This window comes from Nocardiopsis moroccensis (assembly GCF_055763695.1).
In genome coordinates, this window is sequence record NZ_CP199747.1 from 1,030,504 (window position 1) to 1,044,009 (window position 13,506).

The 13,506-nt window shown below is 69.9% G+C and carries 7 protein-coding genes, 1 pseudogene and 1 riboswitch; all 8 genes and pseudogenes read left to right on the forward strand.

Features of this window, described 5'->3' with window-relative positions; translation table 11 throughout:
* The first annotated feature begins 112 nt into the window (after positions 1-112).
* The 8 genes and pseudogenes from ACUKCB_RS04260 (at position 113) to gcvP (ending at position 13,355) form a co-directional block, all read left to right on the forward strand.
* Complete coding sequence (locus ACUKCB_RS04260) at positions 113-1,504, forward strand: flavin monoamine oxidase family protein (RefSeq protein WP_473039149.1); 1,392 nt, start codon at positions 113-115, stop codon at positions 1,502-1,504.
* Between the two features lie 220 nt (positions 1,505-1,724).
* The gene (locus tag ACUKCB_RS04265; RefSeq protein ID WP_473039150.1) at positions 1,725-3,530 is read left to right on the forward strand and encodes a carbon starvation CstA family protein; all 1,806 of its coding nucleotides are present in this window, start codon (positions 1,725-1,727) and stop codon (positions 3,528-3,530) included.
* Between the two features lie 304 nt (positions 3,531-3,834).
* Positions 3,835-4,591: pseudogene (locus ACUKCB_RS04270) on the forward strand (CDP-alcohol phosphatidyltransferase family protein).
* Between the two features lie 209 nt (positions 4,592-4,800).
* On the forward strand, positions 4,801-7,305 hold the full coding sequence (locus ACUKCB_RS04275; protein ID WP_473040917.1) for a sugar phosphate nucleotidyltransferase: 2,505 nt from the start codon (positions 4,801-4,803) through the stop codon (positions 7,303-7,305).
* A gap of 614 nt (positions 7,306-7,919) precedes the next feature.
* On the forward strand, positions 7,920-8,462 hold the full coding sequence (locus tag ACUKCB_RS04280; RefSeq protein WP_473039151.1) for an FHA domain-containing protein: 543 nt from the start codon (positions 7,920-7,922) through the stop codon (positions 8,460-8,462).
* A 169-nt stretch (positions 8,463-8,631) separates the two neighbouring features.
* Positions 8,632-9,105 carry a bifunctional nuclease family protein gene (locus ACUKCB_RS04285; protein WP_017583139.1) on the forward strand — a complete coding sequence of 158 codons (474 nt, stop codon included), beginning with the start codon at positions 8,632-8,634 and terminating at the stop codon, positions 9,103-9,105.
* Between the two features lie 454 nt (positions 9,106-9,559).
* Complete coding sequence (locus ACUKCB_RS04290) at positions 9,560-10,048, forward strand: MerR family transcriptional regulator (RefSeq protein WP_452547588.1); 489 nt, start codon at positions 9,560-9,562, stop codon at positions 10,046-10,048.
* A gap of 221 nt (positions 10,049-10,269) precedes the next feature.
* A riboswitch (glycine riboswitch) is annotated at positions 10,270-10,360 on the forward strand.
* Between the two features lie 97 nt (positions 10,361-10,457).
* Complete coding sequence (gcvP, locus tag ACUKCB_RS04295) at positions 10,458-13,355, forward strand: aminomethyl-transferring glycine dehydrogenase (RefSeq protein WP_473039152.1); 2,898 nt, start codon at positions 10,458-10,460, stop codon at positions 13,353-13,355.
* Positions 13,356-13,506 lie beyond the last annotated feature (151 nt).

Consider the following 13,506-nt stretch of genomic DNA (forward strand, 5'->3'; position numbering starts at 1 on the left):
CCCGCCGGGGACCGGTGGTTCCTTCCGGGCCTTCCTGGTGTGTCCTGCCTGGTCGGGACAGACCGGGCGTTTAAGGTCGCACTGTCGGCCGCCGGCACGGAGGGGGAGTGCGATGAGCGAGGACGTGAGCGGGGAGAGCACCGGGGAGGCCTCCGGCGCAGGGGCCGGGCCGGACGCGGGCACCCGCGCCGAACCGCGCGGACGCGAAGCCGAGCCGGGCCGGGGCCACACCATCGTCGTGGGTGCCGGAATGGCCGGGTTGGCCGCCGCGGACCGGTTGGCCGAACAGGGTGAACGCGTCACCGTGCTGGAGGCCCGCGACCGGACCGGGGGGCGGATCCACTCGGTGCGCCCGTGGGACGGCGTGACCCTGGACGTCGGGGCCTCGTGGATGCGCGGTGAGGAGAACAACCCGCTGTCCCGGCTGGTGGCGGAGGTGGGCGCGCGCACCGCCGTGTTCAACCGCTCCACCGAGACCGCCTACGACCCCAAGGGGCGCAGGCTCCTGTTCGACCGGCACCGCCGCAACCTGGAGGACGTCAACCTCCTCCACGAGCACATGTACTGGGCGACGGTCGGTGCGAGCCCCGAGGAGTCCATGGAGGAGGGCATCAACCACGCCCTCTACGACGCCAACCTCGTGCGCTCCCGGGCCAGGGACGCGGCGGAGATCGTCCACCGCCTCGCCGAGGCCGATCACGGGGCCGACGCCGAGGAGATCGCCTTCTCCGCGGTCGCCTCCCAGCACGAGTTCAGCGGTGACGACGTGGTCTTCCCCGACGGGATGGGTCAGCTCACCGACCACCTCGCCCGGGGCCTGGACGTGCGCCTGGAACACGTGGTGCTGGCGGTCTCCCACGACGGCGACGGCGTCGACGTGCGGGTGGACACCCCCGACGGCGAGGAGACGCTGACCGCCGACCGGGTCCTGGTCACCCTGCCGCTGGGGGTGCTCCAGGCAGGGCAGGTCGACTTCGAGCCGGCCCTGCCCGTGGCCAAGCAGGACTCCCTGGAGCGTCTGGGCAACGGCCGCCTGGAGAAGCTCTTCCTGCGCTTCGACGAGGTCTTCTGGGGCGACGCCGAGGTCCTGGTCCACCTGGGGACCGAGGAGGGCGCCTGGTTCCACTGGTACGCCGGACAGAACGTCTTCGGTGAGCCCGTCCTGGTCAGCCGTAACGGCGGGAAGGCGGCCCGGTTCCTCGCGCAGATGGATGACGGGGACGTGGTCGAGCACGCGATGGCGTCCCTGCGCGGCATGTTCAAGAAGGCACCGGACCCGGTCGACCACTATCTGACGCACTGGATGGACGACCCCTTCGCCAGGGGAGGGTTCTCCTTCACCGCGGTCGGTGCCGGTGACGGCGACCGCACCGCACTGGGCGAGCCGGTCGGTGACCGGGTCTTCTTCGCGGGCGAGGCCACCGAGATCGAGCACACCGCCACGGTGCACGGGGCCCTGCTGTCGGGGCGCCGGGAGGCCGAGCGTATCCTCTCGACGGACTGAGGACCGACGGCCGGGCCGGGCTCCGGGCCGGGGGCGGTCCGCCGACCGCGGCGCAGCGGGTCCGGTCCGTCCCGGCCGTGCCCGGGGCGGACCGGGCGGAATCCCGACACTTCACTGTGCTTCAGGTCACATGCTAGTTTCGCGTGGTCGTACCCGTCCCCAAAGGCACCGACTTTCGCTCCCCTGATCGCCCAGGTGCCGTGAGTGTGAAGGAACCCCCATGCCGGCCATAGCAGTCCTTCTCGGGGCCCTGGCGCTGTTCGCCCTCGGTTACCGTTTCTACTCGGCCTACCTCGCCAAGCGGGTCTACGCGCTGGATCCGGACTTCGTCACACCCGCCCACGCCTACAAGGACGGGATCGACTACGTCCCGACCAGCAAACACATCGTCTTCGCCCACCACTTCATCTCCGTGGCCGGGGCGGCGCCGATCGTCGGGCCGGCCATCGCCGTCTTCTGGGGCTGGGGGCCCGCGCTCCTGTGGGTGGTGCTCGGGACGGTCTTCGCCTCCGGAGCCCACGACTTCGGGGCGATCGTGGTTTCGGTCCGGCACCGGGGCAGGAGCATCGGGGCGCTGGCCAAGGACGTGATCGGCACCCGGGCCAGACTCCTCTTCCTGCTGATCATCTTCTTCCTGGTGACCATGGTCAACGCGGTGTTCGCGGTGATCATCGCGGGTCTGCTCATCGCCAACCCCGAGGCCGTACTACCCGTCCTGGTCACCATCCCGCTGGCGATCGGGGTGGGGCAGGTCGTCTACCGCAGGCGCAGCGCCGCGCTCGTCCCCTCGCTGATCAGTCTGGTGATCGTCTACGCGTGCATCCCGCTCGGACAGGCGCTGCCCATCACCGTGGACCCGATCGCGAACCTGGCGGGCGTCGAGCCCGCCCTGGTGTGGCTGGTGCTGATCTTCGTCTACACCTTCTTCACCTCGCGCCTGCCGGTGTGGATGCTGTTGCAGCCGCGCGACTACATCAACCAGCAGCAGATGCTGCTGGGCCTGCTCGTCATCATGGTCGGCATCATCGTGGGCATGAACACCATCGAGGCCCCGGCGCTGCGCGGCGACCTGCCCGAGGGTTCCCCGCCCATCTTCCCGTTGCTGTTCATCACCATCGCCTGTGGCGCGGTGTCCGGTTTCCACAGCCTGGTCGCCTCGGGAACGACCTCCAAACAGCTGGACAAGGAGCCCGACGCCCGCTACGTGGGCTACCTGAGCTCGCTCGGTGAAGGCGCTCTGGCGGTCTGCTCCATCCTGGCCTGCACCGCGGGCATCATGGTCTTCTCCGCCAACCAGGGAACGGCCTGGACCGACATCTACGTCGACTGGGCCGCCGCGGGAACCAACCCGGCGGGCCGGTTCACCGAGGGCGTGGCCGGGTTCGCGTCCAACATCGGCATCCCCGAGAGCGTGGGGCTGGTGTTCGCCACGGTGGTCGTGGTGAGCTTCGCCGCCACCAGCCTGGACACCGCCGTCCGGCTCCAGCGCTACACGGTCCAGGAGATCAGCGCCATCGTCAGGGAACGGGCCGCCGAGGGCGGCGCCCTCCGGCGCGCCGCACACTTCCTGTCACGCAACATCACCGTGGCCACACTGGTCGCGGTGGTGATCCCCTTCGTGCTGGCGCTCGTTCCGGGCAACTTCGCCGCGGGCACCCTCTGGCAGCTCTTCGGCACCACCAACCAGCTGACCGCCGGCCTGGCGCTGTCCGTCATCGCCGTCTGGGTCACGAAGAGGGGGCGCAACCCCGTCGCGATCCTGGTGCCGCTGGTGTTCCTCGCCGTGATGACCTCGTGGGCCCTCATCGTGCAGCTGCGGGACTTCGTGCTGAGCGCCGACCCCATGCAGCGCTTCGTGCTCGCCCCGTTGGACCTGGTCATCTTCGTCCTTGCCGTGTGGATGATGGTGGAGGCCTTCCTCGCCCTGCGCAGGGCCTTCGCCGAGCGGTCCGCCGACCCGGGGCAGGACCCGCGGGAGGACACCGCGGTCGCCGGGGACGCCGTCGAAGGGGACGAGAGGTCCTGAATCCCACGTGCGGGCGCCCGGGACCCGGGCGCCCGCACGCGGCTCCCGGCACGGCTGGCCGGTTCCGGTCCCGTCGGCGCCCCGCACCATCCCTCACCCGCCGACCGCCATGCGGGGAACCGAAAGCGCAGGTGGGCGCCGGGTCAAGGGAGAAGTCCGTACACGGTACGATCAAGGGGCGGACCTGCCCGGGGCCTCCCTGGGCCGGTGGGGCGCGCGATGGCGGAAGACGACGGTCCCTCCCGTTATCGTTGGCGTCATGGGGCGATCCGCGGAAGAAGGCAGACACGAGTCGGGGGGCAGTGTGGCCAGCCCGGTGGTCAGTGACCGCATCTGGACGGTTCCCAACCTGTTGAGCATGCTCCGGTTGTTGGGCGTTCCGCTGTTCCTCTGGCTCATCCTGGTTCCGCAGGCGGACTGGTGGGCACTCCTCGTGCTCGCCTTCGCCGGGATCAGTGACTGGCTGGACGGCAAGATCGCCAGAGCCTGGAACCAGACCTCGCGGCTGGGCACGGTCCTGGATCCGCTCGCCGACCGCCTCTACATCTTCGCTGCCCTGCTCGGCCTGGTCATCCGGGGCATCATCCCCTGGTGGCTGATGGGGATCCTGGTGCTGCGGGACGTCCTCATCCTCGGTGCCCTGCCGCTGCTGCGCCACTTCGGCTACGGGCCGCTGCCGGTCAACTTCGCCGGCAAGGCCGCCACCCTCTGTCTGCTCTACTCGTTCCCGCTGCTGTTCATCGCCGGATACGCGTCGATCATCGGAGATGTGGCCAGAATCATGGGTTGGGCCTTCGCGCTGTGGGGAACGGCTCTTTACTGGTGGGCCGGACTGCTCTACGCCGTACAAGGGCTGCGCCTGATCGACCAGACTCGCCGCGACGAACGCGCTGATCGGACGGGAATCCACGCGGGTTCCCCGGACAGCGACACCGTGCGCGGACACAGCGCGGATCGACCCGATCCGGCTGCTGAAGGCGACCGTTGACGGCGATCCCGGCGCGGTGCCCGAGGGCTCGGACGGACCGGGCCCGTCGGATCAGGGCAGGAACGGACCCTGATCCACCGACCGAACCGGCGGACCGGCTCACCTGAGTCCTGTCGGATCGAAAGGGAGTGTCGTCTCCGCAATGAGAACATGTCCCACCGCGCGCGGGTGCGCGCGCTCCGAACACCTGTCCCCCGCCGCGCCTCCTGACGGCGCCGCCGCCCGGGGGTGCCGTCGATGAGCACCCCCAGTGAGGAGACCGCCCCCGCCGCGGTGCCGCCGATGAAGGCCGTGGTGATGGCGGGAGGCGAGGGCACACGCCTGCGCCCCATGACCGCCAACCAGCCCAAACCGCTCCTGCCGGTGGTCAACAAGCCCATCATGGAGCACGTGCTTCGCCTGCTGCGCAGGCACGGTTTCACCGAGACCGTGGTCACCGTGCAGTTCCTGGCCACCCTCATCCGCAACTACTTCGGGGACGGCGAGGAGCTCGGCATGAAGCTCCACTACGTCGCCGAGGAGGTCCCGCTCGGCACCGCGGGCAGCGTCAAGAACGCCGAGGAACACCTGCGCGGAGAGCCCTTCATCGTCATCTCCGGCGACGCGCTGACCGACATCGACCTCACCGACATGGTCCGCTTCCACAAGGAGCGCGGCGCCAAGGTCACCATCGCCCTCAAGCGGGTCCCCAACCCGCTGGAGTTCGGCATCATCATCGTCGACGACCAGGGGCGCATCCAGAGGTTCCTGGAGAAGCCCACCTGGGGCCAGGTCTTCTCGGACACCGTCAACACCGGCATCTACATCATGGAGCCGGAGGTTCTGGAACGGGTCGCCGCGGGAGAGGTGGTCGACTGGTCCGGCGACGTCTTCCCGGAACTGCTGGAGGAGGGCGAGCCCCTCTACGGCTATGTCGCCGACGGCTACTGGGAGGACGTGGGGACGCACGAGAGCTACCTCAGCGCCCAGGCCGACGTGCTCTCGGGCAGGGTCGACGTCGACATCGACGGCTTCGAGGTGTCCCCCGGGGTGTGGATCGGTGAGGGCGCGGAGGTCGACGCCACCGCCGTCCTGAAGGGCCCCCTCTACATCGGCGACTACGCCAAGGTCGAGGCCGGTGCGGAGCTGCGCGAGTACACGGTGCTCGGCAGCAACGCCGTCGTACGGGCGGAGGCGTTCTGCCACCGCACCGTGCTCCACGACAACGTGTTCATCGGCCGCGGCGCCAACCTGCGCGGTTGCGTGATCGGCAAGAACACCGACGTCATGGCGGCGGCCCGGATCGAGGAGGGCGCGGTCGTCGGCGAGGACTGCGTCATCGAGTCCGAGGCCTACGTGAACAATGACGTCAAGGTCTACCCCTTCAAGACCATCGAGGCCGGCGCGGTGGTCAACACCAACGTGGTCTGGGAGTCGCGGGGCCAGCGTTCGCTGTTCGGGCCCCGGGGCGTGTCCGGCCTGATCAACGTCGAGATCACACCCGAGCTCGCGGTGCGGCTGGCCAACGCCTACGCCACCACGCTCAAGAAGGGCGCTGTCGTCACGACCTCCCGGGACGTCTCCCGGGCGGCGCGCACGCTCAAACGGGCCATTATCAGCGCGCTCACCGCCGCCGCCATAGAGGTCCGCGACCTGGAGGTGGTCCCGGTGCCGGTGGCGCGCTTCCACACCTCCCAGAGCGGGATCAGCGGCGGCATCACGGTGCGCACCAGCCCGGGCGACCCCGAGTCCGTCGACATCCTGTTCCTGGACGGGGAGGGGGCCGACCTTTCGCCGGGGGCCCAGCGCAAGCTCGACCGGGTCTTCTCCAGGGCCGAGTACCGGCGCGCCTTCCCAGGGGAGATCGGCGAACTGTCCTTCCCCTCGCGCAACGTGGAGAACTACTCACACGAGCTCCTGAGGTCCGTGGACACCTCCGGGGTGGCCGAGGCCGAGCTGAAGGTCGTGGTCGACTGCGCGGGCGGTACCGGCTCGCTGATCCTGCCCTCGCTGCTGGGCCGGATCGGCGTGGACGTGCTCACGGTCAACAACCGGTTGGACGAGGCCTCTCCCACCGACACCGTCGCCAAGAGGATGCGGGACCTGGAGCGGCTGGGCGAGCTGGTCGCCAACTCCGGGGCCGACTTCGGGGTGCGCTTCGACCCGGTGGCGGAACGGTTGTCCATCGTGGACGAGAACGGCAAGCTGGTGGACGGCGACCGTGCGCTCCTGGTGGTCCTGGACCTGGTCGCGGCCGAACGCGGCGGCGGGAGGGTGGCGCTGCCGGTCACCACGACCCGGGTGGCCGAGGAGGTGGCCCGGTCGCACGGGGCCGAGGTGCTCTGGACGGCCACCGCCACCGACGAGCTGTCCAAGGCGGTCCGTTCGGCGGGGGAGGAGATCGTCTTCGCCGGCGACGGCCGAGGCGGGTTCGTCATCCCCGAGTTCAGCCCCACCAGTGACGGCATCGCCGCCTTCGTGCGGCTGCTGGGTCTGGTGGCGCGGACCCGGCGTTCGCTCGGACAGATCGACAGCGCGATCCCCCGGGCGCACCTCCTGCGCCGTTCGGTACCCACCCCGTGGGCGGTCAAGGGCAGCGTCATGCGCTCGGTCGTGGAGGCGGCCGGCGAGCGCGAGCTCGACACCACGGACGGGGTCCGGGTGATCGAGTCCGACGGTAGCTGGGCGCTGGTTCTGCCGGACACCTCCGAAGCCGTGACCCATCTTTGGGCCGAAGGTCCTGATTCGGACGTCGCGCATGCCCTGCTCGACGAGTGGGCGGCCGTGGTGGAACGGGCCGAGGGTTAACCAGTCGTCCCGTGGGCGTGGGCGGCAGGGCCGTCCGCGCCCACGGGCGTAGGCGGGTCGCCAGCTCGATCGGGCTTTCCTCTCCCTGAAAAACAGGGATAAAATGGACAAAAAGCCAGGTCAGGGCCTGAGTGGGAAGTTCGCGAAAATCCACCCGGCGATCCGGCGAACCAAATGCCGGGATCGGGCATCTGCCCCATAACAGGTGTTGCCCTTCCGTGCGGTCTGCGCCTCGCCCGAGTCGGTGCCCCAGGTGCCGGCACGGCCGGACCCGAGAGGGGGCGCCCCTCAGGGTGTTCACAGCGGGCCGAACGGGAGCGAAACCCTGCCTGGACAGGGATATGGTTTAAAGTCGAGTGTTCCCTGAAGCACCGCGTCACCACCCGCCCCGGTGATCCCGGCAACGGCGGACACCCAACGGGGGGTGACAAGGAGTACAACATGGGGGATGAGACCTAGCGACCGACCGTGTGAGCCGTCCCGCTGCCGCGACAGCGGACCGACTCACCGTGTTCCGGACGGTGTGTGGGCCCGGTGCCCGCCCGGCGTCCGGGACGCGCCACCGATCAGCCGAATCAAGCACCGCCCCGTGCGGTAGGAGGCCGAGCCGACCTATGTCGAGCGTTTACTGCACGCAGTGCGGTCACGCCGTTGCGGATGATGCCCGTTTCTGCTCCCACTGTGGAACCCCCATCCGCAGGGCCGAACAGCAGAGCCCACAGCCCGCCACGGCCGGGGAGTCCGGCGGAGATGTCACGTCGACCATCTCCATCTCCGGGATACAGGCCCTGGAAGAGGAGGAACCGGGTGACGAGCTCAGCGGCGACGACCCCGCCAGCGCCGACGCCCTGCCGCCCGGAACCGCTTTGCTGGTGGTCCGGCGAGGCCCCAACGCGGGGAGCCGTTTCCTGCTGGACAGCGACGTGACCACCGCGGGCCGTCACCCCAACAGTGACATCTTCCTCGACGACGTCACCGTCTCCCGGCGTCACGTCGAGTTCTTCCGACGAGGCAACGGTTTCGGCGTCCGGGACGTCGGCAGCCTCAACGGAACCTACGTCAACCGCGAGCCGGTGGACGAGGCCGAACTGGGCGGAGGGGACGAGATCCAGATCGGCAAGTTCCGTATGGTCCTGCTGACCAAACCGCGCCGGTGACGGTGCGCTGACCACGGTCGACGGGGGTGGGAGGGCCGAGGAGGTTTGCGGCCCCCCGCCTCCGGAGAGCTTTGTAACGAAGGGGTGCCTTTGCCCTCGGGATCCTGATTCAACGGGGGAGCAGGGACGAGCGCCCAACCGGCATGACGACTCGTGGGACGGAGCCGCTGTGAAGCACATGGAGGTCGTCGGCGTCCGGGTTGAGATGCCCTCGAACCAGCCGATTGTCCTGCTCAAGGAATCCGAGGGGGACCGCTACCTGCCGATCTGGATCGGCGGGGTGGAGGCCACCGCGATCGCGCTCGCCCAACAGGGGGTCGCGCCTGCGCGACCGCTCACCCATGACCTGTTCAGGGACGTCCTGGACGCTCTGGACACGGGGCTCGAGACGGTGAACATCACCGGTCTGAGTGACGGGATCTTCTACGCCGAACTGGTGTTCAGTAACGGTGTGGAGGTCAGCGCGCGCCCTTCGGACTCCATCGCCCTGGCATTGCGGACGGGCACCCCGATCTACGCCCACGAGGACGTGATCGAGGAGGCCGGGATGCCCATCCCGGACGAGCAGGAGGACCAGGTCGAGGCGTTCCGGGAGTTCCTGGACAACATCTCGCCGGAGGATTTCGGCCGACGCAGTACGTGACCGGACGGGGCCCGCCGACCGCGGGTCCCGTGCCGTATGGCCTGGCGGTTGGTCCGGGCGCTGCCGGAAAAACCTTCGTGGCCTGCGACTTTGCCGGGCCCGTCGGTGTTAGATTGGGTAAGGGGAACAGGCGTGGAGTGCGTAGCCGAAAACCGCCGGACCCGTTTCGGGCCCGAGGAGCCGGTGCCGCGGCTCAGCCTCCTTGTGCACTTGGCGACGCGCCGGGCGGCTTCGTTGACGCTATCGTGCGGCCGTCCTACGGTCAGTGCTGTGAAACCCGCGGCGCGCCCTTTCCCTAGTGGACCCTCCCCTGTCGATGCCGCCGTGGGACGAGAAGCCGGAGGTCGGCGTGGCGGTAGCGAGCGGCAAGCGGGATCCCGATGACAGGCGGTCCGCGCTGCGGCTAGCGGGGCAGCAGGGCCTACTGTGCGAAGAGGACGTGGTGGCGCTGCCTATGGACGTCGGGTATCGGGGCCCAGCGGCGTGTACGGCTGCCGGTATCACCTATCGGCAGCTCGACTACTGGGCCAGAACCGGCCTGGTGGAGCCGAGCGTGCGCACCGGAGCCCACAACGCCCCCCTGTACAGCCTGCCGGACATCCTGATGCTGAAGGTGGCCAAACGGCTCCTGGACACCGGGATATCGCTCCAGCAGATCCGCACCGCCGTGGACCACCTGCGCGGCCGTCCCGCCGCAGAACTGTCCCGGATCACCCTGATGAGCGACGGGGTCAGCGTCTACGAGTGCACGTCACCGGACGAGGTCGTCGATCTGATGCAGCGGGGTCAGGGCATGTTCGGCCTGGCACTGGCCAACGTCTCCAGGGAGCTGGAGGAGGCCCTGGGGGTGGTTCCGGCCGAGGAACGGACCGATCTGCCCGCGGCGCCGGCCCAGCCCGTTGACGAGTTGGCCCGGCGCCGCAGGGAGCGGCGCACCGGCTGAGCCCGCCGACGGCGGGGGCGGAGGGCGAACGGCCGGGTCCCGGCCGACGGCCCACGGCATCGGTGCGGCCGACGGTCGGCGGGCATCTTCGTGTGAACTGCCGAAAAGGCGTGCCCTGGCTCGGTGGTTCGGCGGTGGATCGAGTACGGTCGTAGTCACAACAGGGATGAAAACCGACATTCTCCCTGCTTGTCTACATATACAGAGCGTCAGCAGGCTGTTGATACCACGCGGGAGAGACCTCGGCAACGGGGCGCCGACGGGGCAATACTCCCCAGTAACCTCTCAGGCACCATGGACCGCGTGGAGAAGGCCGCTCTGAAGCCCGGGCACCGTAGCGCCGGGTGACAGAGGGGGAGACCGTGAGGAACACCGCCGACCCGATCGGCCCTGTCACCAGGAGGTCTCCGTGCCTGACCCGTCGAACATCCCCACCTCGGGCGCGCCCGCCCGGGTGTTCGCCGACCGCCACATCGGCCCCACCCCGGCCGAGACCGCGGAGATGCTCAAGACGATCGGTTACGGCTCCACCGCCGAACTCATGACCGCCGCGGTGCCCGAGTCCATCCTCACCGGCCCCGGCAAGAGCGCCCCGCTCAACCTGCCCGGGGCGATCGGCGAGGCCGAGGCCCTGGACGAGCTCCGCGAACTGGCCTCCCGCAACAAGGTCAACACCCCGATGATCGGTCGCGGCTACTACGGCACGCTCACGCCCCCGGTCATCCTGCGCAACATCATGGAGAACCCCGCCTGGTACACGGCCTACACGCCCTACCAGCCCGAAATCTCCCAGGGTCGCCTGGAGGCCCTGATCAACTTCCAGACCATGGTCTCCGACCTCACCGGCCTGCCCATCACCGGCGCCTCCCTGCTGGACGAGGCCACCGCGGCCGCCGAGGCCATGACCCTGGCCAGGCGGGCCTCCAAGGTCAAGAGCAACGTCTTCGTGGTCGACTCCGACGTGTTCCCGCAGACCCTCCAGGTCCTGCGCACCCGCGCCGAGCCCCTGGGCATCGAGGTGGTCGTCGCCGACCTGACCCAGGGCATGCCCGAGGGCGAGGCCTACGGTGTCCTGGTCCAGTACCCGGCCTCCAGCGGTGTGGTGCGCGATCCCAGCTCGGTCATCGCCCAGGCGCACGAACGCGGCGCCCTGGCCGTGGTCGCCGCCGACATCCTCGCCCTGACCCTGCTGCGCAGCCCCGGTGACCTGGGTGCCGACATCGCGGTGGGCTCCACCCAGCGCTTCGGCGTCCCGCTCGGCTTCGGCGGCCCGCACGCCGGCTACATGTCCGTGGGCGAGAAGCTCCGCCGCCAGCTGCCCGGACGGCTGGTCGGCGTTTCGGTCGACAACGCGGGCAAGCCCGCCTACCGCCTGGCCCTGCAGACCCGCGAGCAGCACATCCGCCGGGAGAAGGCCACCAGCAACATCTGTACCGCCCAGGTGCTGTTGGCCATCATGGCCGGGATGTACGCCGTCTACCACGGCCCCGACGGCCTGCGCGCGATCGCCCGCCAGGTCCACGCCCGCACGGTCGCCCTGGCCGACGCCCTCGCCCGGCGCGGGTTCGAGGTGGTCCACGGCGCCTACTTCGACACCCTGCGGGTGCGGGTGCCCAGTGCCGACCGCGTGGTGGAGCGCGCCCTGGAGTCCGGGATCAACCTGCTCACCGTCGACCAGGGCACGGTCGGCCTCAGCGTGGACGAGACCACCACCGTCGACCACCTCGACCAGGTCCTGGCCGCCTTCGGTGAGGCCGACCGGGGCGCCGACCGCGGCCCGGTCGCCGTGGACGGCAGCGCCGACCGCCTGCCCGCCGACCTGGCCCGCGGCGTCGACTACCTCACCCACCCGGTGTTCAACACCCACCGCAGCGAGACCTCGCTGCTGCGCTACATGCGCCGCCTGTCCGACCGCGACCTGGCGCTGGACCGCACGATGATCCCGCTGGGTTCGTGCACCATGAAGCTCAACGCCACCGCGGAGATGGAGTCCGTCACCTGGCCCGAGTTCGCCGGCCTGCACCCGTTCGCCCCGCTCGACCAGGCGGCCGGGAGCGTGTCGCTCATCCGCGACCTGGAGTCCTGGCTGGCCGAGGTCACCGGCTACGACGCGGTCTCACTCCAGCCCAACGCCGGTTCCCAGGGTGAGCTCGCCGGGCTGCTGGCGATCCGCGGCTACCACCGCTCGCGCGGCGACGCCCACCGCGACGTCTGCCTCATCCCCAGCTCCGCGCACGGCACCAACGCCGCCAGCGCGGTCATGGCGGGTATGCGCGTGGCCGTGGTGGCCTGCGCCGAGGACGGCAACGTCGACCTGGACGACCTGCGTGCCAAGACCGCCGAGCACAGCGAGGACCTGGCGGCCATCATGGTCACCTACCCCTCCACCGCGGGCGTGTACGAGGACACCATCACCGAGGTGTGCCGCCTGGTCCACGAGGCGGGCGGTCAGGTCTACGTCGACGGCGCCAACCTGAACGCCCTCCTGGGCTGGGCCAAGCCGGGCGAGTTCGGTGCGGACGTCAGCCACCTGAACCTGCACAAGACCTTCTGCATCCCGCACGGCGGCGGCGGTCCGGGCGTGGGCCCGGTCGCGGTCCGCTCGCACCTGTCGGGTTTCCTGCCCAACCACCCGAGCCAGCCCGAGGCCGGTCCGCACACCGGGGTCGGCCCGGTTTCGGCCTCACCGTTCGGCTCCGCCGGCATCCTGCCGATCTCCTGGGCCTACGTGCGGATGATGGGCGGCGACGGTCTGCGTGCGGCCACGGAGACCGCCGTGCTCTCGGCCAACTACGTCGCCAAGCGCCTGGAGCCGTACTACCCGGTGCTCTACACCGGCGCCAACGGTCTGGTCGCGCACGAGTGCATCGTCGACATCCGCCCGCTCCAGAAGGCCAGCGGTATCAGCAACGAGGACGTCGCCAAGCGCCTGATGGACTACGGGTTCCACGCACCGACCATGTCCTTCCCGGTCAACGGCACGCTGATGGTCGAGCCCACCGAGAGCGAGAACCTCGCCGAGCTGGAGCGGTTCGTCCAGGCGATGATCGCCATCCGCGGTGAGATCGACCGGGTCGCCGCGGGGGAGTGGTCCGCCGACGACAACCCGCTGCGGGGCGCCCCGCACACCGCCGAGGCGGTGACCGCCGACGAGTGGGAGCACGGTTACACGCGTTCGGAGGCGGTCTACCCGCTGCCGTCGCTGCGCCAGGACAAGTACTGGCCGCCGGTCGGCCGGATCGACCAGGCCTACGGTGACCGCAACCTGGTCTGCTCCTGCCCGCCGCCGGAGGCCTTCGAGCTGTAGCGGACGCGCGTCGCACGACGCACGCGGTGGACACGGGCCGGCCTGCGGGACCGGCACGAACGGGGCGCCTCTCCGGGAGAGGCGCCCCGTCGTCCTATCCGCTCTCCCCGAACGCCTACTAAGGATCTACGTTGTAAAGGTGTCGCTCGGT

Coding starts and splice junctions, on each gene's coding strand:
- ACUKCB_RS04290 (WP_452547588.1), top strand. CDS start 9,560: ATGGACGTCGGGTATCGGGGCCCAGCGGCGTGTACGGCTGCCGGTATC.
- ACUKCB_RS04260 (WP_473039149.1), top strand. CDS start 113: ATGAGCGAGGACGTGAGCGGGGAGAGCACCGGGGAGGCCTCCGGCGCA.
- ACUKCB_RS04280 (WP_473039151.1), top strand. CDS start 7,920: ATGTCGAGCGTTTACTGCACGCAGTGCGGTCACGCCGTTGCGGATGAT.
- ACUKCB_RS04275 (WP_473040917.1), top strand. CDS start 4,801: ATGAAGGCCGTGGTGATGGCGGGAGGCGAGGGCACACGCCTGCGCCCC.
- ACUKCB_RS04265 (WP_473039150.1), top strand. CDS start 1,725: ATGCCGGCCATAGCAGTCCTTCTCGGGGCCCTGGCGCTGTTCGCCCTC.